General features: G+C 57.1%; 17 protein-coding genes and 2 pseudogenes. All 19 read left to right on the forward strand.

Translation table 11 applies throughout. The annotated features are described in order from the left end of the window. The first annotated feature begins 110 nt into the window (after positions 1 to 110). The 19 genes and pseudogenes from ilvI (at position 111) to lpxC (ending at position 21965) form a co-directional block, all read left to right on the forward strand. Positions 111 to 1836 (forward strand): annotated as a pseudogene (ilvI, locus tag AAHB66_RS03655) (acetolactate synthase 3 large subunit). 1 nt (position 1837) lies between these two features. Next, positions 1838 to 2329 (forward strand): acetolactate synthase small subunit, encoded by a 492-nt coding sequence (ilvN, locus tag AAHB66_RS03660; RefSeq protein WP_032616525.1) that lies wholly within the window; start codon positions 1838 to 1840, stop codon positions 2327 to 2329. 179 nt (positions 2330 to 2508) lie between these two features. Next, positions 2509 to 3513, forward strand: coding sequence for a catabolite repressor/activator (gene cra, locus AAHB66_RS03665; RefSeq protein WP_320529976.1), 1005 nt, complete (start codon positions 2509 to 2511; stop codon positions 3511 to 3513). A gap of 599 nt (positions 3514 to 4112) precedes the next feature. Next, the gene (mraZ, locus tag AAHB66_RS03670) at positions 4113 to 4571 is read left to right on the forward strand and encodes a division/cell wall cluster transcriptional repressor MraZ (RefSeq protein WP_103178262.1); all 459 of its coding nucleotides are present in this window, start codon (positions 4113 to 4115) and stop codon (positions 4569 to 4571) included. A gap of 2 nt (positions 4572 to 4573) precedes the next feature. Then, complete coding sequence (gene rsmH / locus AAHB66_RS03675; RefSeq protein ID WP_347115247.1) at positions 4574 to 5515, forward strand: 16S rRNA (cytosine(1402)-N(4))-methyltransferase RsmH; 942 nt, start codon at positions 4574 to 4576, stop codon at positions 5513 to 5515. After that, positions 5512 to 5877 carry a cell division protein FtsL gene (gene ftsL / locus AAHB66_RS03680; protein WP_032616529.1) on the forward strand — a complete coding sequence of 122 codons (366 nt, stop codon included), beginning with the start codon at positions 5512 to 5514 and terminating at the stop codon, positions 5875 to 5877. The genes rsmH and ftsL overlap by 4 nt, the downstream gene beginning before the upstream one ends. Positions 5878 to 5892: 15 nt before the next feature. Continuing rightward, the gene (locus AAHB66_RS03685; protein ID WP_114315899.1) at positions 5893 to 7659 is read left to right on the forward strand and encodes a peptidoglycan glycosyltransferase FtsI; all 1767 of its coding nucleotides are present in this window, start codon (positions 5893 to 5895) and stop codon (positions 7657 to 7659) included. Continuing rightward, positions 7646 to 9133, forward strand: coding sequence for a UDP-N-acetylmuramoyl-L-alanyl-D-glutamate--2,6-diaminopimelate ligase (gene murE / locus AAHB66_RS03690; RefSeq protein WP_347115248.1), 1488 nt, complete (start codon positions 7646 to 7648; stop codon positions 9131 to 9133). Before AAHB66_RS03685 ends, murE begins: the two co-directional genes overlap by 14 nt. Beyond that, on the forward strand, positions 9130 to 10485 hold the full coding sequence (murF, locus tag AAHB66_RS03695; RefSeq protein ID WP_347115249.1) for a UDP-N-acetylmuramoyl-tripeptide--D-alanyl-D-alanine ligase: 1356 nt from the start codon (positions 9130 to 9132) through the stop codon (positions 10483 to 10485). The genes murE and murF overlap by 4 nt, the downstream gene beginning before the upstream one ends. After that, positions 10479 to 11561 carry a phospho-N-acetylmuramoyl-pentapeptide-transferase gene (mraY, locus tag AAHB66_RS03700; protein ID WP_333851444.1) on the forward strand — a complete coding sequence of 361 codons (1083 nt, stop codon included), beginning with the start codon at positions 10479 to 10481 and terminating at the stop codon, positions 11559 to 11561. Before murF ends, mraY begins: the two co-directional genes overlap by 7 nt. A gap of 2 nt (positions 11562 to 11563) precedes the next feature. After that, positions 11564 to 12881 (forward strand): annotated as a pseudogene (gene murD / locus AAHB66_RS03705) (UDP-N-acetylmuramoyl-L-alanine--D-glutamate ligase). Next, on the forward strand, positions 12881 to 14125 hold the full coding sequence (gene ftsW, locus AAHB66_RS03710; protein ID WP_337016909.1) for a cell division protein FtsW: 1245 nt from the start codon (positions 12881 to 12883) through the stop codon (positions 14123 to 14125). Before murD ends, ftsW begins: the two are co-directional and overlap by 1 nt. Continuing rightward, entirely contained in the window at positions 14122 to 15186 is a 1065-nt protein-coding gene (gene murG, locus AAHB66_RS03715) for an undecaprenyldiphospho-muramoylpentapeptide beta-N-acetylglucosaminyltransferase (RefSeq protein ID WP_347115250.1), read from the forward strand. The genes ftsW and murG overlap by 4 nt, the downstream gene beginning before the upstream one ends. Before the next feature lie 59 nt (positions 15187 to 15245). After that, positions 15246 to 16721: a UDP-N-acetylmuramate--L-alanine ligase gene (murC, locus tag AAHB66_RS03720; protein WP_347115251.1), complete on the forward strand. Its 1476-nt coding sequence runs from the start codon at positions 15246 to 15248 to the stop codon at positions 16719 to 16721. After that, complete coding sequence (locus tag AAHB66_RS03725) at positions 16714 to 17634, forward strand: D-alanine--D-alanine ligase (RefSeq protein WP_347115252.1); 921 nt, start codon at positions 16714 to 16716, stop codon at positions 17632 to 17634. The genes murC and AAHB66_RS03725 overlap by 8 nt, the downstream gene beginning before the upstream one ends. Before the next feature lies 1 nt (position 17635). After that, the gene (gene ftsQ / locus AAHB66_RS03730) at positions 17636 to 18472 is read left to right on the forward strand and encodes a cell division protein FtsQ (protein WP_333851432.1); all 837 of its coding nucleotides are present in this window, start codon (positions 17636 to 17638) and stop codon (positions 18470 to 18472) included. 2 nt (positions 18473 to 18474) lie between these two features. Further along, on the forward strand, positions 18475 to 19731 hold the full coding sequence (gene ftsA / locus AAHB66_RS03735; RefSeq protein WP_032616543.1) for a cell division protein FtsA: 1257 nt from the start codon (positions 18475 to 18477) through the stop codon (positions 19729 to 19731). Between the two features lie 63 nt (positions 19732 to 19794). Then, a complete protein-coding gene (gene ftsZ / locus AAHB66_RS03740; protein WP_142488237.1) occupies positions 19795 to 20946 on the forward strand; it encodes a cell division protein FtsZ in 1152 nt (383 codons plus the stop codon). 101 nt (positions 20947 to 21047) lie between these two features. Further along, positions 21048 to 21965 carry a UDP-3-O-acyl-N-acetylglucosamine deacetylase gene (gene lpxC / locus AAHB66_RS03745; protein WP_039030368.1) on the forward strand — a complete coding sequence of 306 codons (918 nt, stop codon included), beginning with the start codon at positions 21048 to 21050 and terminating at the stop codon, positions 21963 to 21965. Positions 21966 to 22057: the final 92 nt, after the last annotated feature.

Genomic DNA, 22057 nt, shown 5'->3' on the forward strand with positions numbered 1-22057 from the left:
GTAACTGTCACTCTGCACAATAAAAATCGCCAGGGGTGACCCTGACAAAAAAAGACGGCTCAGTGCATATTTTCCCTGTCCGTCTGAAACGATAAGCCTGGAGGCTAATCATGGAGATGTTGTCTGGCGCCGAAATGGTCGTCCGATCGTTAATCGATCAGGGCGTGAAGCAAGTGTTCGGTTACCCCGGGGGGCGCGGTCCTCGATATTTACGATGCACTACATACGGTGGGCGGTATCGATCACGTCCTGGTGCGTCATGAGCAAGCTGCCGTGCATATGGCCGACGGACTGGCGCGTGCCACAGGAGAGGTTGGCGTGGTGCTGGTGACATCCGGTCCCGGCGCGACCAACGCCATTACGGGCATCGCCACCGCCTATATGGACTCCATTCCGATGGTGGTGCTTTCTGGTCAGGTGGCGACCTCGCTGATTGGCTACGATGCCTTTCAGGAGTGCGATATGGTCGGCATCTCCCGCCCGGTGGTGAAACACAGTTTCCTGGTCAAACAGACGGAAGATATTCCAGGCGTATTGAAGAAAGCCTTCTGGCTGGCGGCGAGCGGGCGTCCGGGGCCGGTGGTGGTGGACCTGCCTAAAGATATCCTCAATCCGGCGAACAAACTGCCGTACGTCTGGCCGGAGTCGGTCAGCATGCGCTCTTACAACCCTACCACCCAGGGGCACAAAGGCCAGATTAAACGCGCGCTGCAAACCCTGATCGCCGCCAAAAAGCCGGTGGTGTATGTCGGTGGCGGGGCGGTGAATGCTAAGTGTGAAACGCAGCTGCGCACGCTTATCGAAAAGCTGAATCTGCCGGTGGCCTCATCTTTAATGGGTTTAGGGGCTTTCCCGGCCACCCACCGTCAGGCGCTTGGCATGCTCGGTATGCACGGCACCTACGAAGCCAACATGACGATGCACAATTCCGACGTCATTTTTGCCGTGGGGGTACGCTTTGACGATCGCACCACCAACAACCTGGCGAAGTACTGCCCCAACGCCACTGTGCTGCACATTGATATCGATCCGACCTCCATTTCCAAAACCGTCCCGGCGGACGTGCCTATCGTTGGCGACGCGCGTCTGGTGCTGGAACAGATGCTGGAGCTGCTGGGGCAGGAAAGCGACGCCCAGCCGCTCGATGAGATCCGCGACTGGTGGTTGCAGATTGAGCAGTGGCGCGCCCGTCAGTGCCTGAAATACGACACCCAAAGCGAGAGCATCAAGCCGCAGGCGGTCATTGAAACTATCTGGCGACTGACAAAAGGCGAGGCTTATGTGACCTCGGACGTAGGTCAGCACCAGATGTTTGCCGCCCTCTATTACCCGTTTGATAAGCCGCGTCGTTGGATCAACTCCGGCGGCCTGGGCACCATGGGCTTTGGCCTGCCCGCCGCGCTGGGCGTGAAGCTGGCGTTGCCGAACGAAACGGTGGTCTGCGTGACCGGCGATGGCAGTATTCAGATGAACATTCAGGAGCTGTCCACCGCCCTGCAGTACGATCTGCCGGTGCTGGTGCTCAACCTGAACAACGGCTATCTGGGCATGGTGAAGCAGTGGCAGGACATGATCTATTCCGGCCGCCATTCACAGTCGTACATGAAGTCGCTTCCTGATTTTGTTCGTCTGGCTGAAGCCTACGGCCATATTGGTATGCGCATCAGCAATCCGGCAGAGCTGGAGGCGAAGCTCAGCGAAGCCCTTGAGCACGTCAACAACAACCGCCTGGTATTTGTCGATGTCGTGGTTGATGGCACCGAGCATGTCTATCCGATGCATATTCGCGGTGGCGGTATGGATGAAATGTGGTTAAGCAAAACGGAGAGAACCTGATATGCGCCGGATATTATCTGTATTACTGGAAAACGAGTCCGGCGCGCTGTCGCGCGTGATTGGGCTCTTCGCACAGCGCGGCTATAACATCGAAAGCCTGACGGTAGCCCCGACGGACGACCCCACACTCTCGCGCATGACCATCCAGACGGTCGGCGACGCAAAGGTGCTGGAGCAGATCGAAAAGCAGCTGCATAAGCTGGTTGATGTGTTACGCGTCAGCGAGCTGGGGCAAGGGGCTTACGTTGAGCGTGAGATCATGCTGGTGAAAATTCAGGCTACCGGTTACGGGCGGGAAGAGGTGAAACGCAATGCGGACATTTTCCGCGGGCAGATCATCGACGTCACCCCCTCTATCTATACCGTTCAGCTGGCCGGTACCAGCGATAAACTGGATGCCTTCCTCGCCTCGGTGCGGGATGTCGCCAAAATTGTTGAAGTGGCGCGTTCGGGCGTCGTGGGACTTTCCCGCGGCGACAAAGTGATGCGTTAAGCATAAAAGGTTCGCCTCTAGCTTGCCCGGTGTGAATGACCGGGCTTTTTTTTGCTTACAGATGTCGCTGCACCGACAAAAGCGGTTGCCGGACAGGCTATTCTGCGCTTAGATGTTACAAGATTTAGCCATAACCCTGACGAGGTCATGGACTCTTTTCTTTTTTTTAAGGGGCAATTGTGAAACTGGATGAAATCGCCAGGCTAGCCGGTGTGTCGCGAACGACGGCAAGTTATGTGATTAACGGTAAAGCGAAGCAGTATCGTGTCAGCGACAAGACCGTTGAGAAAGTCATGGCAGTGGTTCGTGAACATAACTACCATCCGAACGCCGTCGCGGCAGGTTTACGTGCCGGGCGCACCCGTTCGATCGGTCTGGTGATCCCGGATCTGGAAAATACCAGCTACACCCGGATCGCAAACTACCTTGAGCGCCAGGCGCGTCAACGCGGCTACCAACTGCTGATTGCCTGTTCAGAAGATCAGCCCGATAATGAAATGCGCTGCATTGAGCACCTGCTGCAACGTCAGGTTGATGCCATTATCGTTTCCACCTCGTTACCTCCTGAGCATCCCTTCTATCAGCGTTGGGCCAACGATGCATTTCCGATTGTCGCCCTCGACCGTGCGTTGGATCGCGAGCATTTCACCAGCGTGGTAGGTGCGGATCAGGACGATGCTGAAATGCTGGCGGCCGAGCTGCGCACCTTCCCGGCGGAAAACGTCCTCTATCTGGGAGCGCTGCCGGAACTCTCCGTAAGTTTCCTGCGCGAGCAGGGTTTCCGCACCGCCTGGAAAGACGATCCCCGTGAAGTCGATTACCTCTATGCCAACAGCTACGAGCGTGAAGCCTCGGCTCAGCTGTTCGAGAAGTGGCTGGAGACCCATCCGATGCCGCAGGCTCTGTTCACCACCTCGTTTGCGCTATTGCAGGGGGTGATGGACGTGACCCTGCGTCGTGAAGGCAAACTGCCGTCAGATCTGGCGATTGCCACCTTTGGCGATCATGAGCTGCTCGATTTCCTGCAGTGCCCGGTGCTGGCCGTTGCGCAGCGTCATCGCGACGTGGCCGAGCGGGTGCTGGAGATTGTGCTGGCGAGCCTCGATGAGCCGCGTAAGCCGAAACCAGGCCTGACGCGCATCCGTCGTAATCTCTATCGTCGCGGTATCTTAAGCCGCTCGTAATGACGTCAGGGCAGCGCAAGCTGCTCTGAATTTCTCATCCGGAATCAACCTGGTAATTCCCACATTCTTTTTAAGATAATTCCTTTAAACTCTTTGTCTGCTACGCGTTTTAATTCCCTTTACAGGTAAAAACGTCGTTTCATATTTATTTTATTGTCAGTAGTGCAGCCAATTGTATTATTTTGTTACATAACCGAACGGCCAGTGCTGAATTATCAGCCGTTTTTTCCTCTGGTTTTGCCGACATGCGCCTGCCCGCGACAAGCTTCGCGCCCGCGCTGCATCTGGCGCTGTTATCCCCCCGCAATATGGCTTAAAATGCCGCCCGCGTCGCAAACTGACACTTTATATTTCCCTCCGATGATATGAGGGGTTTTTAAGACGGGTATGCCTATTCGCGTTTTTTCTCGCAAATATTCATCACGTTATTTTTGCCGCGCCAGTTGTGCAGTTAATAGCCGGGTTAACTTCCATTCGTAAATCAGTGACATTTAGAGAGATGTCGCGGAAGTCCTGGCTTGACAAGCTTTTCCATCGCTCCGTAAACTCCCTTAAGTGGGAATTTGTGGGTTAAAGTGGTGAGGAGGGGTGAGACTGGCATGTTCCGTGGAGCGACGTTAGTCAATCTCGACAGCAAAGGGCGTTTATCGGTACCAACCCGATACCGCGACCAGCTGAACGAGAGCGCTTCTGGTCAAATGGTCTGCACCATTGACATCAACCACGCCTGCCTGCTGCTTTACCCCTTGCCTGAATGGGAAATCATTGAGCAAAAGCTGTCTCGACTGTCGAGCATGAACCCGCAGGAACGCCGCGTGCAGCGGCTGTTATTGGGTCATGCCAGTGAATGTCAGATGGACAGCGCGGGGCGTTTATTGATTGCGCCCGTGCTGCGGCAGCATGCCGGTCTGACAAAAGAAGTGATGCTGGTCGGACAGTTCAATAAATTTGAACTGTGGGATGAAACGGCCTGGTATCAACGGGTCAAGGAAGATATCGACGCTGAGCAGTCCGATTCCGCAACATTGTCGGAACGATTGCAGGATTTGTCTCTATAAATATGATGGAAAATTATAAACATACGACGGTGCTACTGGATGAGGCCGTCAACGGCCTGAATATTCGTCCTGATGGCATCTATATTGATGGCACTTTTGGCCGGGGTGGCCACTCACGTTTGATCCTCTCCCAACTGGGCGCGGAAGGCCGTTTGCTGGCAATCGATCGCGATCCGCAGGCTATCGCCGTGGCGAAAACCATTGATGACCCACGCTTTTCCATCGTACATGGACCTTTCTCCGCGCTGGCTGAGTACGTCAGCGAGCGCGATTTAACCGGTAAAATTGACGGGATCCTCCTCGATCTTGGCGTCTCCTCACCGCAGCTTGACGATGCTGAACGCGGCTTCTCCTTTATGCGTGATGGCCCGCTGGACATGCGTATGGATCCGACGCGCGGCCAGTCAGCCGCCGAGTGGCTGCAAACGGCAGAAGAAGCCGATATCGCATGGGTGATCAAAACCTTCGGGGAAGAGCGCTTTGGCAAACGTATTGCCCGCGCCATCGTTGAACGTAACCGCATCGAACCCATGACCCGCACCAAAGAGCTGGCGGAAGTGATCGCTGCGGCAACACCGGTGAAGGACAAGTATAAACACCCTGCGACCCGCACCTTCCAGGCGATTCGTATCTGGGTCAACAGCGAGCTTGATGAGATCGAGCAGGCGCTGAAAAGTTCGCTTAGCGTGCTGGCGCCGGGTGGCCGCTTGTCGGTGATCAGCTTCCACTCGCTGGAAGACCGCATTGTGAAGCGCTTTATGCGTGAGCAAAGCCGTGGGCCACAGGTGCCGGCCGGATTACCGATGACGGAAGAACAGCTCAAAAAACTGGGCGGCCGCCAGCTGCGCGCCTTAGGCAAATTAATGCCGGGCGAAGCGGAAGTGGACGAGAACCCACGCGCCCGCAGTTCAGTGCTGCGCATCGCAGAAAGGACCAGTGCATGATCGGCAGAGTGGCAGATACCCTCAGCAAGGTAAAAGAGACGTTAGGCAGCAACGAGCGTCATGCCTTGCCGGGCGTCATCTGGGACGACCTGTTGCGTTTCGGCAAGCTGCCACTGTGTCTGTTCATTTGCATTATTGTGTCGGCGGTCACCGTGGTGACCACCGCTCACCATACCCGTTTGTTAACGGCGCAACGCGAACAGCTGGTGCTGGAGCGTGATGCGCTGGATATCGAGTGGCGAAATTTGATCCTCGAAGAAAATGCGCTCGGCGATCATAGCCGGGTTGAACGGATCGCAACGGAAAAGCTGCAAATGCAGCATGTTGATCCTTCTCAGGAAAATATCGTAGTACAAAAATAAGGGAAAACGCGACGCATGAAATCGGCGGCGAAGGCGCTAAAACCAAAACGTCAGGAAGAACAGGCCAGCTTTATCAGCTGGCGTTTTGCGTTGCTTTGCGGCTGCATTTTACTGGCGCTGGGTTTCCTGCTGGGACGTGTGGCGTGGCTGCAAATCATTGCCCCCGATATGCTGGTGCGCCAGGGCGATATGCGTTCCCTGCGCGTGCAGGAAGTCTCGACATCGCGTGGCCTGATCACCGACCGTTCCGGCCGTCCGCTGGCGGTCAGCGTGCCGGTGAAAGCGATCTGGGCGGATCCGAAAGAGCTGCATGACGCCGGCGGGATCTCCCTCGATAACCGCTGGAAAGCCCTCTCTGACGCGCTGAAAATGCCGCTCGATCAGCTGGCAGCCCGCGTTAACGCCAACCCGAAAGGGCGCTTTATCTATCTGGCGCGTCAGGTTAACCCTGATATGGCCGACTACATCAAAAAGCTGAAGCTGCCCGGCATTCACCTGCGGGAAGAGTCGCGTCGCTACTACCCGTCCGGGGAAGTGACCGCACACCTGATCGGCTTTACCAACGTCGACAGCCAGGGCATTGAAGGCGTCGAGAAGAGTTTCGATAAGTGGCTGACCGGCCAGCCTGGCGAACGTGTAGTGCGTAAAGACCGCTATGGCCGCGTGATTGAAGATATCTCTTCCACGGACAGCCAGGCGGCGCACAACCTGGCGCTGAGCATCGACGAGCGTCTGCAGGCGCTGGTGTACCGTGAGCTGAATAACGCCGTGGCCTTCAACAAGGCGGAATCGGGCAGTGCGGTACTGGTGGACGTCAGCACTGGCGAAGTGTTGGCGATGGCCAACAGCCCGTCCTACAACCCGAACAACTTCACCGGCACCGCCAAAGATGCGATGCGTAACCGCGCCATCACCGACGTCTTCGAGCCGGGCTCAACGGTCAAACCTATGGTGGTGATGACGGCCCTGCAGCGCGGCATCGTCAATGAAAACACCGTGCTCAACACGGTACCTTACCGAATCAACGGTCACGAAATCAAAGATGTGGCGCGTTACAGCGAATTGACCCTCACCGGGGTTTTACAGAAGTCGAGTAACGTCGGCGTTTCTAAGCTGGCGTTAGCGATGCCGTCCTCAGCGTTGGTAGAAACTTACTCACGTTTTGGGCTGGGAAAAGCGACCAATTTGGGGTTGGTCGGAGAACGCAGTGGCTTATATCCTCAAAAACAACGGTGGTCTGACATAGAGAGGGCCACCTTCTCTTTCGGCTACGGGCTAATGGTAACCCCGTTACAGTTGGCGCGTGTCTATGCAACGATTGGCAGCTATGGCGTCTATCGCCCGCTGTCGATTACCAAAGTCGATCCGCCGGTTCCCGGTGAGCGTATCTTCCCGGAGTCAATCGTCCGTACCGTCGTGCACATGATGGAGAGCGTGGCCCTGCCAGGCGGTGGTGGCGTGAAGGCGGCGATCAAAGGCTATCGCATCGCAATTAAAACCGGTACGGCGAAAAAAGTCGGGCCGGATGGCCGCTACATCAATAAATACATTGCATATACCGCAGGCGTTGCGCCTGCGAGTAATCCGCGTTTTGCGCTGGTGGTGGTCATCAACGATCCACAGGCGGGTAAATACTACGGTGGCGCCGTTTCCGCGCCGGTCTTCGGTGCCATCATGGGCGGCGTACTGCGCACCATGAACATCGAGCCGGATGCGCTGGCAACGGGCGAGAAAAGTGAATTTGTAATTAATCAAGGCGAGGGAACAGGTGGCAGATCGTAATTTGCGCGACCTTCTTGCTCCGTGGGTAGCTGGTTTACCTGCGCGAGAACTGCGGGAGATGGTACTCGACAGCCGTGTGGCTGCCTCGGGCGATCTTTTTGTGGCAGTGGTGGGTCATCAGGCGGACGGGCGTCGGTATATCCCGCAGGCGATAGCGCAAGGTGTAGCTGCCATTATTGCTGAGGCAAAAGATGAAGCCGCCGATGGTGAAATCCGTGAAATGCACGGCGTGCCGGTCATCTATCTCAGCCAGTTAACCGAACGTCTCTCCGCGCTGGCGGGGCGTTTCTATAATGAACCTTCTGACCAGCTGCGCCTGGTTGGCGTAACCGGCACCAACGGTAAAACCACCACCACGCAACTGATGGCGCAGTGGGCGCAGCTGCTGGGTGAAACCAGCGCGGTGATGGGTACCGTGGGGAACGGCCTGCTGGGCAAAGTGAACCCAACGGAAAACACCACCGGCTCCGCCGTCGACGTGCAGCATGTGCTGGCCGGTCTGGCAGGGCAGGGTGCAACCTTCGCGGCAATGGAAGTCTCTTCCCACGGGCTGGTTCAGCACCGTGTCGCGGCGCTGAAGTTTGCCGCCTCCGTGTTCACGAACCTGAGCCGGGACCATCTCGACTACCATGGCGACATGGAAAACTACGAAGCGGCGAAATGGCAGCTGTATGCCACGCACCACGCCGGTCAGGCGATTATCAACGCTGATGACGAAGTGGGTCGCCGCTGGCTGGCTAAGCTGCCGGACGCCGTTGCGGTCTCCATGGCCGACCATATCAATCCGAACTGTCATGGTCGCTGGCTGAAAGCCACCGACGTGACCTACCACGACAGCGGCGCGACCATCCGCTTTGCCTCCTCCTGGGGTGAAGGCGAAATCGAAAGCCGCCTGATGGGGGCGTTCAACGTCAGCAACCTGCTGCTGGCTCTTGCTACTCTGCTGGCGCTGGGTTATCCGCTGCCGGCGCTGCTCAGCACCTCCGCACGTCTGCTGCCGGTTTGCGGGCGTATGGAAGTGTTCACCGCCCCAGGCAAACCCACCGTAGTGGTGGATTACGCCCACACCCCGGATGCGCTGGAAAAAGCGCTGGAAGCGGCGCGTCTGCACTGCGCCGGTAAGCTGTGGTGCGTCTTTGGCTGCGGCGGCGATCGCGACAAAGGCAAGCGTCCGCTGATGGGGGCCATTGCCGAGCAGTTCGCGGATATCGCGGTTGTGACCGATGACAACCCGCGCACCGAAGAGCCACGCGCCATTATCAACGACATTCTGGCCGGGATGCTCGATGCCGGGCGCGCACGTGTTGTCGAGGGGCGCGCCGAAGCGGTAACTAACGCCATCATGCAGGCCGGTGAGAACGACGTGGTGCTGCTGGCCGGTAAAGGCCATGAAGATTATCAGATCGTTGGCACCAACCGTCTGGACTACTCCGACCGTGTGACCGCGGCGCGTCTGCTGGGAGTGATGGCATGATTAGCGTAACGCTAAGCCAGCTGGCCACTATCCTGGGCGCAGACGTCAGCGGCGAGCTGACCTTCGATGCGGTTACCACCGACACGCGTAAAATCACGCCTGGCTGCCTGTTTGTGGCGCTGAAGGGTGAGCGTTTCGATGCGCACGATTTTGCTGAGCAGGCGAAAGCCGCAGGCGCGGGTGCGCTGCTGGTAAGCCGTAAACTGGATATCGACCTGCCGCAGGCGGTGGTGAAAGACACCCGCCTGGCGTTTGGTGAACTGGCAGCATGGGTTCGCCAGCAGGTGCCGGCGCGCATTGTGGCGCTGACCGGCTCCTCCGGTAAAACCTCCGTTAAAGAGATGACCGCCGCGATCCTCAGTCAGTGTGGCAACACGCTCTATACCGCAGGCAATCTCAATAACGATATCGGCGTACCGATGACGCTCCTGCGTCTGACCCGTGAGCATGAATATGCGGTGATTGAGCTGGGTGCGAACCATCAGGGCGAAATTGCCTGGACCGTGAGCCTGACGCAGCCGGAAGCGGCGCTGGTGAATAACCTCGCGGCAGCGCATCTGGAAGGCTTCGGCTCGCTGGAAGGCGTGGCGAAAGCCAAGGGCGAGATCTACACCGGCCTGCCGGTTAACGGCATCGCCATTATGAATGCCGACAACAACGACTGGCTGAACTGGAAAAGCGTCATCGGGGATCGCAAAACCTGGCGCTTCTCACCGAATGCCGCCAACAGCGACTTCACCGCTACCAACGTTCACGTGACTTCCCACGGCACCGAATTTACGCTGCAGACCCCGACGGGGAATGTGGACGTGCTGCTGCCGCTGCCGGGTCGTCACAATATCACCAATGCCCTGGCCGCCACCGCGCTGGCGATGGCCGTCGGCGCGCCGCTGTCGGCGATCAAAACCGGGCTGGCAAACCTGAAAGCCGTCCCCGGACGCCTGTTCCCCATCCCGCTGGCGGAAAACAAACTGCTGCTGGACGACTCCTACAACGCCAACGTTGGCTCCATGACTGCTGCGGTACAGGTGCTGTCTGAGATGCCGGGTTATCGCGTGATGGTGGTCGGCGATATGGCAGAACTGGGCGATGAAAGTGAAGCCTGCCACACCCAGGTGGGTGAAGCGGCGAAAGCCTCCGGTATCGATCGCGTATTAAGCGCGGGTCATCTCAGTAAAAATATCAGCCAGGCCAGCGGCGTCGGTGAGCATTTTGCCGATAAAGCGGCGTTGATCGCCCGCCTTAAGGCCCTGGTCGAAGAACAACAAATTGTGACAGTTTTAGTGAAAGGTTCACGCAGTGCCGCCATGGAAGAGGTTGTGCACGCTTTACAGGAGAATGGGACATGTTAGTTTGGCTGGCCGAACATTTGGTCAAATATTATTCCGGCTTTAACGTCTTTTCCTATCTGACGTTTCGCGCCATCGTCAGCCTGCTGACTGCGCTGTTCATCTCGCTGTGGATGGGCCCGCGCATGATTGCCCGTCTGCAAAAACTCTCTTTCGGTCAGGTTGTGCGTAACGACGGTCCGGAATCACACTTCAGTAAACGCGGCACGCCGACCATGGGCGGCATTATGATCCTCACCGCGATTGTGGTGTCGGTGCTGCTGTGGGCGTATCCGTCAAATCCGTACGTCTGGTGCGTGCTGGTGGTGCTGGTGGGCTATGGCGTTATCGGTTTTGTCGACGACTACCGCAAAGTGGTGCGCAAAGATACCAAAGGGCTGATCGCCCGCTGGAAGTATTTCTGGATGTCGGTGATTGCGCTGGGCGTGGCCTTTGCGCTCTATCTGGCAGGCAAAGACACCCCGGCCACCGAGCTTGTCGTGCCGTTCTTTAAAGACGTGATGCCGCAGCTGGGTCTGTTCTACATCCTGCTGGCCTACTTCGTGATTGTCGGTACCGGCAACGCGGTAAACCTGACTGACGGCCTGGACGGTCTGGCGATCATGCCCACGGTCTTCGTCGCGGCGGGCTTTGCCTTAGTGGCCTGGGCGAGCGGCAACATGAACTTCGCCAGCTACCTGCACATTCCGTATCTGCGTCATGCCGGTGAACTGGTGATCGTCTGTACGGCGATTGTCGGCGCGGGTCTCGGCTTCCTGTGGTTTAACACCTACCCGGCGCAGGTCTTTATGGGCGACGTCGGTTCGCTGGCACTGGGCGGCGCGCTGGGCATTATCGCCGTGCTGCTGCGTCAGGAGTTCCTGCTGGTGATCATGGGCGGCGTGTTCGTGGTTGAAACCCTGTCGGTGATCCTGCAGGTAGGCTCCTTCAAGCTGCGCGGACAGCGCATCTTCCGGATGGCACCTATCCATCACCACTATGAACTGAAAGGCTGGCCGGAACCGCGCGTCATCGTGCGGTTCTGGATTATTTCGCTGATGCTGGTCCTGATTGGCCTGGCAACGCTGAAGGTACGTTAATCATGGCAGATTACCAGGGTAAAAAAGTCGTTATCATCGGGTTGGGCTTAACCGGCCTCTCCTGCGTGGACTTTTTCCTCGCGCGGGGCGTAACGCCACGCGTGATGGATACGCGTGTCTCTCCGCCTGGTCTGGATAAACTGCCGGAACAGGTTGAACGCCACCTTGGTGGTCTGAATGACGAGTGGCTGAATGCCGCCGATCTCATTGTCGCCAGCCCGGGCATTGCCCTGGCCCACCCGGCGTTAAGCGCCGCGGCGGACGCGGGCGTTGAAATCGTCGGCGATATCGAACTGTTCTGCCGTGAAGCTCAGGCGCCGATCGTCGCCATTACCGGTTCCAACGGCAAAAGCACCGTTACCAGCCTGGTCGGTGAAATGGCGAAAGCGGCGGGCGTCAATGCGGGCGTGGGCGGCAATATCGGCCTGCCGGCGTTGATGCTGCTGGATGCCGCCCGCGAGCTGTACATTCTTGAGCTCTCCAGCTTCCAGCTGGAAACCACCTCAAGCCTGCAGGCAGTAGCGGCGACCATCCTCAACGTGACCGAAGATCATATGGATCGCTATCCGTTTGGCCTGCAGCAGTACCGCGCCGCCAAGCTGCGTATCTATGAAAATGCCCGCGTCTGCGTGGTGAACGCCGATGATGCGCTGACCATGCCGGTACGCGGGGCGGATGAGCGCTGCGTGAGCTTTGGCATCAATATGGGCGACTATCACCTGAACCGTCAGCAGGGGGGAAATCTGGCTGCGGGCGAAGGGTGAGAAGGTGCTGAACGTGAAAGAGATGCATCTGACGGGCCAGCATAACTACACCAACGCGCTTGCCGCGCTGGCGCTGGCGGATGCCGCCGGCTTGCCGCGTGCCACCAGCCTGAAAGCCCTGACTACCTTCAACGGTCTGGCGCATCGCTTCCAGCTGGCGCTGGAGAGTAACGGCGTACGCTGGATCAACGACTCAAAAGCCACCAACGTCGGCAGCACCGAAGCGGCGCTGAATGGCCTGCACCTTGACGGCACCCTGCATCTGCTGCTGGGCGGCGACGGCAAATCGGCTGATTTCTCTTCGCTGAGGCAGTATCTCGGCGGTGATAACGTGCGTCTTTACTGCTTTGGCCGTGACGGTGCCGAACTGGCGGCGCTGCGTCCCGAAGTTGCTGAGCAGACCGACACCATGGAGCAGGCAATGCGGCTGATTGCCCCGCGCGTGAAGCCGGGCGACATGGTGCTGCTTTCTCCGGCCTGCGCCAGCCTCGATCAGTTTAAGAATTTCGAGCAACGCGGCGATCTGTTCACCCGCCTGGCGAAGGAGTTAGGCTGATGCGCTTCTCTCTCCCTCGCCCGAAAATGCCGCGCCTGCCAGGATTTGGCATCCTGGTGTGGATCTCGTCGGCGTTAAAAGGCTGGGTCATGGGCTCCCGGGATAAAGATTCCGATAGCCTGGTGATGTACGACCGCATGCTGCTCTGGCTCACGCTGGGGCTGGCGGCGATTGGCTTTATTATGGTCACATCGGCCTCGATGCCCGTCGGGCAGCGTCTGGCTAACGATCCCTTCCTGTTCGCCAAGCGTGACGGGCTGTACATCATCCTGGCGTTCTGTCTGGCGATGGTAACCCTGCGTCTGCCGATGGCCTTCTGGCAGCGCCACAGTACCGCGATGCTGATCGCCTCGATCGTCATGCTGCTGATCGTGCTGGTGGTGGGTAGCTCGGTGAACGGGGCATCGCGCTGGATTGCCTTTGGCCCGCTGCGTATTCAGCCTGCCGAATTCACCAAGCTGTCATTGTTCTGCTACCTCGCCAACTACCTGGTGCGTAAGGTGGATGAGGTTCGTAACAACCTGCGCGGCTTCTTAAAACCGATGGGCGTGATCCTGGTGTTGGCGGTTCTGTTGCTGGCCCAGCCTGACCTGGGTACCGTGGTGGTGCTGTTCGTCACCACCCTGGCAATGCTGTTCCTGGCAGGGGCGAAACTCTGGCAGTTCATCGCCATCATCGGGATGGGGATTTCCGCAGTAGTGCTGCTGATCCTCGCCGAGCCGTACCGTATCCGCCGTGTGACCTCTTTCTGGAACCCGTGGGAAGATCCCTTCGGCAGCGGCTATCAGCTGACCCAGTCATTGATGGCCTTTGGCCGCGGTGAAGTGTGGGGCCAGGGGCTGGGGAATTCAGTGCAAAAACTGGAGTATTTACCCGAGGCACACACCGACTTCATCTTCTCCATCATTGGGGAAGAACTGGGTTATATCGGTGTGGTATTGGCACTTTTAATGGTATTCTTCGTGGCTTTCCGTGCGATGTCGATCGGCCGGAAAGCACTGGTTATCGACCACCGTTTCTCAGGTTTTTTAGCCTGTTCAATCGGTATCTGGTTCAGTTTTCAGGCTTTAGTTAACGTAGGTGCTGCAGCAGGTATGCTGCCGACCAAAGGTCTGACGCTGCCGTTAATCAGTTATGGTGGTTCGAGTCTGCTGATCATGTCGACCGCCATCATGTTTTTGCTACGTATAGATTATGAAACGCGTCTGGAAAATGCCCAGGCGTTTACACGAGGTTCACGATGAATCAACCGAAGCGGTTAATGGTGATGGCAGGCGGTACCGGCGGACATGTGTTCCCGGGGCTGGCGGTTGCGCACCATTTAATGGATCAGGGCTGGCAGGTACGCTGGCTGGGAACCGCAGACCGCATGGAGGCCGATCTGGTGCCGAAGCACGGGATTGAGATCGACTTTATCCATATCTCCGGCCTGCGCGGCAAGGGTGTTAAAGCCCTGCTGCTGGCGCCGGTGCGTATTTTCAACGCCTGGCGACAGGCGCGGGCGATCATGAAGCGCTTTAAGCCGGATGTGGTGCTGGGAATGGGGGGTTATGTCTCTGGCCCTGGCGGACTGGCGGCGTGGTCGCTGGGTATCCCGGTTGTGCTGCACGAGCAGAACGGTATTGCCGGCCTGACTAACAAATGGCTCTCCCGCATCGCCAGCAAAGTGATGCAGGCCTTCCCCGGCGCGTTTCCGAAGGCAGACGTGGTGGGTAACCCGGTGCGTGTCGACGTGCTGGCGCTGCCGTTGCCGCAGGAGCGACTTGTCGGGCGTGAGGGCCCGGTACGTGTGCTGGTGGTGGGCGGCTCTCAGGGTGCGCGCATTCTGAACCAGACCCTGCCGCAGGTGGCCGCAAAGCTCGGCGACGCGGTGACCATCTGGCATCAAAGCGGGAAGGGCGGTCAGCAAACGGTCGAGCAGGCGTATGCCGACGCGGGTCAGCCTCAGCATAAAGTAACCGAGTTTATCGACGACATGGCGGCGGCATATGCCTGGGCCGATGTCGTGGTCTGCCGCTCCGGCGCGCTGACGGTGAGCGAAATTGCCGCCGCAGGCTTACCGGCGCTGTTTGTGCCGTTCCAGCACAAGGACCGTCAGCAGTACTGGAATGCGTTGCCGCTTGAGAAAGCCGGTGCCGCGAAAATTTTTGAACAGCCGCAGTTTACCGCAGACGCGGTCGCCACCACCTTGGCGGGCTGGAACCGGGAGACATTACTGGAGATGGCGCAGCACGCACGTGCCGCAGCGATCCCGGATGCAACGGAGCGGGTGGCGAAAGAAGTGAGCCTGGCAGCCCAGGTTTAACCCTCGCAGCGCGTGTTGCGCTGCACGAATTTTTTGAAGTAGTCGATGGCGTTTAGAGAATGAATACACAACAACTGGCGAAACTGCGTTCAATCGTGCCCGAGATGCGTCGCGTCCGGCACATTCACTTTGTTGGCATCGGCGGCGCCGGTATGGGCGGTATTGCCGAAGTGCTGGCGAATGAAGGCTACCAGATCAGCGGTTCCGATCTGGCGCCGAACCCTGTTACGCAACAGTTGGCGTCGCTTGGCGCAACCATCTATTTTAACCATCGCCCGGAAAACGTGCTTGATGCGAGCGTGGTCGTGGTTTCCAGCGCCATCTCTGCCGACAACCCGGAAATCGTTGCCGCACATGAAGCGCGTATCCCGGTGATCCGCCGGGCGGAGATGCTGGCCGAGCTTATGCGTTTTCGTCACGGCATCGCCATTGCCGGTACACACGGTAAAACCACCACTACGGCGATGGTTTCCAGTATTTATGCCGAAGCGGGTCTCGATCCTACCTTCGTTAACGGCGGTCTGGTAAAAGCCGCGGGCGTGCATGCGCGCCTGGGCCACAGCCGCTATCTGATTGCCGAAGCAGATGAAAGCGACGCGTCTTTCCTGCATCTGCAGCCGATGGTGGCGATTGTCACCAACATCGAAGCCGACCATATGGATACCTACCAGGGTGACTTCGAAAATTTAAAGCAAACATTTATAAACTTTCTCCACAATCTGCCGTTTTATGGACGGGCGGTCATGTGCGTTGACGATCCGGTGATCCGCGAGCTGCTGCCGCGCGTCGGTCGTCAAATCACCACCTACGGTTTCAGCGAAGATGCCGACGTGCGTGTGGAAAGTTACAAGCAGAGCGGTGCGCAGGGGCATTTCACCCTCGCGCGTCAGGATAAAGAGCTGCTGCAGGTAACGCTGAATGCGCCAGGCCGTCACAATGCCCTGAACGCCGCGGCGGCCGTGGCGGTCGCAACAGAAGAAGGCATCGACGACGAGGATATTCTGCGGGCGCTGGAAAGCTTCCAGGGCACCGGTCGTCGTTTCGATTTCCTCGGTGAGTTCCCGCTGGAGACCGTTAACGGCAAAAGCGGAACCGCAATGCTGGTTGATGACTACGGCCATCACCCGACCGAAGTGGATGCGACGATCAAAGCGGCGCGCGCGGGCTGGCCGGACAAAAATCTGGTTATGCTGTTCCAGCCGCACCGTTATACCCGTACGCGTGACCTGTACGACGATTTCGCAAACGTGCTGTCACAGGTGGATGCCCTGCTGATGCTGGATGTTTATTCGGCGGGCGAGGCGGCGATTCCGGGCGCAGACAGTCGCTCTCTGTGCCGCACCATTCGTGGCCGCGGTAAGATCGACCCGATTCTGGTCTCCGATCATGCCCAGGCGGCAGCGATGCTTGCCCCGGTATTGACCGGCAATGATTTGATTCTGGTGCAGGGTGCGGGAAATATCGGCAAGATCGCCCGTACGCTGGCTGAAATCAAACTTAAGCCGCAAATTTCGGAGGAAGAGCGTCATGGCTGATAAGATTGCGGTCCTGTCTGGCGGCACCTCTGCAGAGCGCGAGGTTTCCCTGAATTCTGGCGCGGCGGTGCTGGCAGGGCTTCGCGAAGGCGGCGTGAATGCGCATCTGGTCGATCCGAAAGAGACTGACGTGACGCGCCTGAAAGAGATGGGGTTTGCTAAAGTCTTTATCGCGCTGCACGGTCGCGGCGGTGAAGACGGTACGCTGCAGGGCCTGCTGGACATCATCGGCCTGCCTTACACCGGCAGCGGCGTGATGGCCTCGGCCATCTCCATGGACAAACTGCGCAGCAAACTGCTGTGGCAGGGGGCCGGTTTGCCGGTTGCGCCGTGGGTGGCATTGACCCGTCGTGAATTTGAGCAGGGCTTTGATGCCCGCGTTATGGAACGTATTGCGGCGCTGGGATTGCCGGTGATTGTGAAACCCAGCCGTGAAGGCTCAAGCGTAGGAATGTCTAAAGTCGACGAAGCAGGCGATATATCATCTGCATTAGCGCTGGCATTTCAACATGATGAAGAAGTTCTGATCGAAAAATGGCTAAGCGGACCGGAATTTACCGTTGCGATGCTCGGGGAAGAAATTTTACCGTCAATTCGTATCCAACCAGCTGGAACCTTCTATGATTATGAGGCGAAGTATCTCTCTGATGAGACGCAATATTTCTGCCCAAGTGGTCTGGAAGCGGAGCGTGAAGCCCTTTTAAACGCTCTGGTGCTAAAAGCGTGGCATGTACTGGGCTGCCGTGGCTGGGGACGAATCGACGTAATGCAGGATAGCGATGGACAGTTTTATCTGCTGGAAGCTAATACTTCGCCGGGGATGACCAGCCACAGCCTGGTGCCGATGGCGGCGCGCCAGGCGGGGATGAGCTTCTCGCAGTTAGTGGTTCGCATTCTGGATCAGGCGGGCTGATATGTCTCAGGCTGCGCTGAACACGCGAAACCGTGAGGAAGAAGAAGAGTATTCCTCTTCACGGCGGAGTAATGGAACGCGTCTTGCAGGGATTACCTTCCTGCTCGCCGTGCTGTGTACGGTGTTTGTCAGCGGCTGGATGGTGCTCGGCTGGATGGAAGATGCACAACGTCTGCCTCTGTCGAAACTGGTCGTGACGGGTGACCGTCACTACACGCGTAATGATGATATCCGGCAGTCGATTCTGGCATTAGGATCGCCCGGCACCTTCATGACGCAAGACGTGAATATTATCCAGAGCCAGATTGAGCGTTTGCCCTGGATTAAACAGGCGAGCGTAAGAAAGCAGTGGCCGGATGAATTGAAGATTCATCTGGTTGAATATGTACCCATTGCGCGTTGGAATGATCAGCATATGGTTGACGTAGATGGAATTTCTTTCAGCGTCCCGGCCGATCGTGTCAGCAAGCAAAATTTACCCATGTTGTATGGTCCGGAAGGCAGCGAAAACGAGGTGCTGGAAGGTTTCCGTAACATGGGGCAGGTGCTGGCTAAAGATCGTTTTACCCTGAAGCAAGCCGCGATGACGGCGCGTCGTTCCTGGCAGTTGACGCTGACGAACGACATTAAGCTGAATCTTGGCCGGGGTGACACGATGAAGCGTCTGGCCCGTTTTGTAGAACTTTATCCCGTTCTGCAGCAGCAGGCGCAGGCTGAAGGCAAAAGGATTAGCTACGTTGATTTGCGCTATGACTCAGGCGCATCGGTCGGGTGGATCCCGGCGCCGGTTGAGGAACCTAATCAGCAACAGAATCAGGCTCAGGTACAGGCAGAATAACAATGATCAAGGCGACGGACAGAAAACTGGTAGTAGGACTGGAGATTGGCACTGCGAAGGTTGCCGCTTTAGTAGGGGAAGTTCTGCCCGACGGTATGGTCAATATCATTGGTGTGGGTAGCTGCCCGTCTCGTGGTATGGATAAAGGTGGGGTAAACGACCTTGAGTCGGTGGTGAAATGCGTACAGCGCGCCATCGATCAGGCCGAATTGATGGCAGATTGCCAGATTTCCTCCGTGTATCTGGCGCTCTCTGGCAAGCATATCAGCTGCCAGAACGAGATTGGCATGGTGCCGATCTCAGAAGAAGAAGTCTCGCAGGAAGACGTCGAAAACGTCGTGCATACTGCGAAGTCTGTGCGCGTTCGCGACGAGCATCGCGTCCTGCATGTGATTCCGCAGGAGTATGCGATCGACTACCAGGAAGGGATTAAAAATCCGGTAGGGCTTTCCGGCGTACGTATGCAGGCAAAAGTGCACTTGATCACATGTCACAACGATATGGCGAAGAACATTGTCAAAGCCGTGGAACGTTGTGGTCTTAAAGTTGACCAACTGATTTTCGCCGGTCTGGCGGCAAGTTATTCTGTGCTGACCGAAGACGAACGTGAACTGGGCGTCTGTGTGGTGGATATCGGTGGTGGTACCATGGACATGGCCGTCTATACCGGCGGTGCGCTGCGCCATACCAAAGTTATCCCGTATGCGGGGAACGTGGTGACCAGCGATATCGCTTACGCCTTTGGCACGCCACCGAGCGATGCAGAGGCGATTAAAGTGCGCCACGGTTGTGCACTGGGCTCCATTGTGGGCAAAGATGAGAGCGTTGAAGTGCCGAGCGTGGGTGGACGTCCACCGCGCAGCCTGCAGCGCCAGACGTTAGCCGAGGTTATTGAGCCGCGTTATACCGAGCTGCTCAACCTGGTCAACGAAGAGATTTTGCAGTTACAGGAACAGCTTCGCCAGCAGGGTGTCAAACACCATCTTGCAGCGGGGATTGTATTAACCGGCGGCGCGGCGCAAATTGAAGGTCTTGCGGCCTGTGCTCAGCGCGTATTCCATACGCAGGTGCGCATTGGTGCACCGCTGAACATCACCGGTTTAACGGATTATGCTCAGGAGCCGTATTACTCAACGGCCGTGGGCTTGCTTCATTACGGGAAAGAAACGCATCTCAGTGGTGAAGCAGAAGTAGAAAAACGCGCGTCGGTAGGTTCGTGGTTCAAACGAATCAATACCTGGCTGCGAAAAGAATTTTAATTTTAGTAAGAGACCGGCGAGAATTAACGGTTTCGGGCGACAGGCACAAAACGGAGAGAAACTATGTTTGAACCTATGGAACTGACCAACGACGCGGTGATTAAAGTCATCGGCGTCGGTGGCGGCGGCGGTAATGCTGTAGAGCATATGGTGCGCGAGCGCATCGAAGGTGTAGAGTTCTTCGCGGTGAACACCGATGCGCAGGCGCTGCGTAAAACGGCGGTTGGCCAGACGATCCAAATCGGTGGCGGCATCACCAAAGGGCTGGGCGCCGGGGCAAACCCGGAAGTCGGCCGTAATGCTGCAGAAGAAGATCGTGAAGCCCTGCGTGCTGCGCTTGATGGTGCAGACATGGTGTTTATCGCCGCGGGCATGGGCGGTGGTACCGGAACCGGTGCTGCGCCAGTGGTTGCTGAAGTCGCTAAAGATTTAGGTATCCTGACGGTTGCTGTCGTGACTAAGCCTTTCAACTTTGAAGGCAAAAAGCGTATGGCGTTTGCCGAGCAGGGTATCACCGAGCTGTCCAAACACGTGGACTCGCTGATCACTATCCCGAACGACAAGCTGCTGAAAGTGCTGGGCCGTGGCATCTCTCTGCTGGACGCTTTTGGCGCCGCGAACGATGTTCTCAAAGGGGCAGTGCAGGGTATCGCAGAACTGATTACCCGTCCGGGCCTGATGAACGTCGACTTTGCTGACGTGCGCACCGTGATGTCCGAAATGGGCTACGCGATGATGGGCTCCGGCGTGGCGAAAGGCGAAGACCGTGCAGAAGAAGCCGCTGAAATGGCAATCTCTTCTCCGCTGCTGGAAGATATCGATCTGTCAGGCGCGCGCGGCGTGCTGGTCAACATCACTGCGGGCTTCGACCTGCGTCTGGATGAGTTCGAAACCGTGGGTAACACCATCCGTGCGTTCGCCTCTGACAACGCCACCGTGGTTATCGGTACTTCCCTTGATCCGGAAATGAACGATGAGCTGCGCGTAACGGTTGTGGCTACCGGTATCGGCATGGACAAACGTCCTGAGATCACCCTTGTGACCAACAAACCTGCGCAGCAGCCAGTGATGGATCGCTATCAGCCGCACGGCATGGCGCCGCTGACGCAAGAGCAGAAACCGGCCGCGAAAGTGGTCAATGACAACACAACACAGACCCAGAAAGAGCCAGATTATCTGGATATCCCTGCGTTCCTGCGTAAGCAAGCTGATTAAGAATTAGCTGGAATTAGGGAATTTACGCTCTTTGTGCTAAACTGGCCGCCCGATAGTGATATACACTCTCGGTTGGATAAGTAACTTGGCGAGATTATACGATGATCAAACAAAGGACATTAAAACGTATCGTTCAGGCGACAGGTGTCGGTTTACATACCGGCAAGAAAGTCACTCTGACGTTGCGCCCTGCGCCGGCCAATACCGGGGTCATCTATCGTCGCACCGACTTGAATCCACCGGTAGATTTCCCGGCTGATGCCAAATCTGTGCGTGATACTATGCTCTGTACTTGCCTGGTGAACGAGCATGACGTGCGGATCTCTACCGTAGAGCACCTGAACGCCGCCCTGGCGGGTCTGGGTATCGACAACATCGTTATTGAAGTCGATGCGCCAGAAATCCCGATCATGGATGGTAGCGCTGCACCGTTCGTTTATCTATTGCTGGATGCCGGCATTGAAGAACTGAACAGTGCGAAGAAATTTGTGCGTATCAAAGAGACCGTTCGTGTCCAGGATGGCGACAAATGGGCTGAATTTAAGCCGTTTAATGGTTTTTCGTTGGATTTCACCATCGACTTCAACCATCCGGCGATTGATTCCAGCACCCAGCGCTATGCGATGAACTTCTCTGCTGATGCGTTTATGCGTCAAATCAGTCGTGCACGTACTTTCGGTTTCATGCGTGATATCGAATACCTGCAGTCCCGCGGCCTGTGCCTGGGCGGCAGCTTCGATTGTGCCATCGTTGTTGACGATTATCGCGTACTGAACGAAGACGGCCTGCGTTTTGAAGATGAGTTCGTTCGTCACAAAATGCTGGATGCGATTGGGGACCTGTTCATGTGTGGTCACAATATCATTGGTGCGTTTACCGCGTATAAATCCGGTCACGCGCTGAACAACAAACTGTTGCAGGCTGTTCTGGCAAAACAGGAAGCCTGGGAATATGTGACCTTCGAAGACGAAGCTGAACTGCCACTGGCATTCAAAGCACCGAGCACGGTTCTGGCGTAACGGTAGACTACGTTATCTAAATTCGACTGGTTGACCTGGCACTCTCTCCGGCCAGCAAGACCAGTCGTTTTTGTTTTTGTCCTTCCTGAATT

This window comes from Leclercia sp. S52, from assembly GCF_039727615.1.
Taxonomy (GTDB): Bacteria; Pseudomonadota; Gammaproteobacteria; order Enterobacterales; family Enterobacteriaceae; genus Enterobacter; species Enterobacter adecarboxylatus_B.

Excerpts from the sequence above, each read along its gene's own strand:
- ilvN (WP_032616525.1), top strand. The coding sequence starts at position 1,838 with ATGCGCCGGATATTATCTGTATTACTGGAAAACGAGTCCGGCGCGCTG.
- mraZ (WP_103178262.1), top strand. The coding sequence starts at position 4,113 with ATGTTCCGTGGAGCGACGTTAGTCAATCTCGACAGCAAAGGGCGTTTA.
- rsmH (WP_347115247.1), top strand. The coding sequence starts at position 4,574 with ATGATGGAAAATTATAAACATACGACGGTGCTACTGGATGAGGCCGTC.
- ftsL (WP_032616529.1), top strand. The coding sequence starts at position 5,512 with ATGATCGGCAGAGTGGCAGATACCCTCAGCAAGGTAAAAGAGACGTTA.
- AAHB66_RS03685 (WP_114315899.1), top strand. The coding sequence starts at position 5,893 with ATGAAATCGGCGGCGAAGGCGCTAAAACCAAAACGTCAGGAAGAACAG.
- murF (WP_347115249.1), top strand. The coding sequence starts at position 9,130 with ATGATTAGCGTAACGCTAAGCCAGCTGGCCACTATCCTGGGCGCAGAC.
- mraY (WP_333851444.1), top strand. The coding sequence starts at position 10,479 with ATGTTAGTTTGGCTGGCCGAACATTTGGTCAAATATTATTCCGGCTTT.
- ftsW (WP_337016909.1), top strand. The coding sequence starts at position 12,881 with ATGCGCTTCTCTCTCCCTCGCCCGAAAATGCCGCGCCTGCCAGGATTT.
- murG (WP_347115250.1), top strand. The coding sequence starts at position 14,122 with ATGAATCAACCGAAGCGGTTAATGGTGATGGCAGGCGGTACCGGCGGA.
- murC (WP_347115251.1), top strand. The coding sequence starts at position 15,246 with ATGAATACACAACAACTGGCGAAACTGCGTTCAATCGTGCCCGAGATG.
- AAHB66_RS03725 (WP_347115252.1), top strand. The coding sequence starts at position 16,714 with ATGGCTGATAAGATTGCGGTCCTGTCTGGCGGCACCTCTGCAGAGCGC.
- ftsQ (WP_333851432.1), top strand. The coding sequence starts at position 17,636 with ATGTCTCAGGCTGCGCTGAACACGCGAAACCGTGAGGAAGAAGAAGAG.
- ftsA (WP_032616543.1), top strand. The coding sequence starts at position 18,475 with ATGATCAAGGCGACGGACAGAAAACTGGTAGTAGGACTGGAGATTGGC.
- ftsZ (WP_142488237.1), top strand. The coding sequence starts at position 19,795 with ATGTTTGAACCTATGGAACTGACCAACGACGCGGTGATTAAAGTCATC.
- lpxC (WP_039030368.1), top strand. The coding sequence starts at position 21,048 with ATGATCAAACAAAGGACATTAAAACGTATCGTTCAGGCGACAGGTGTC.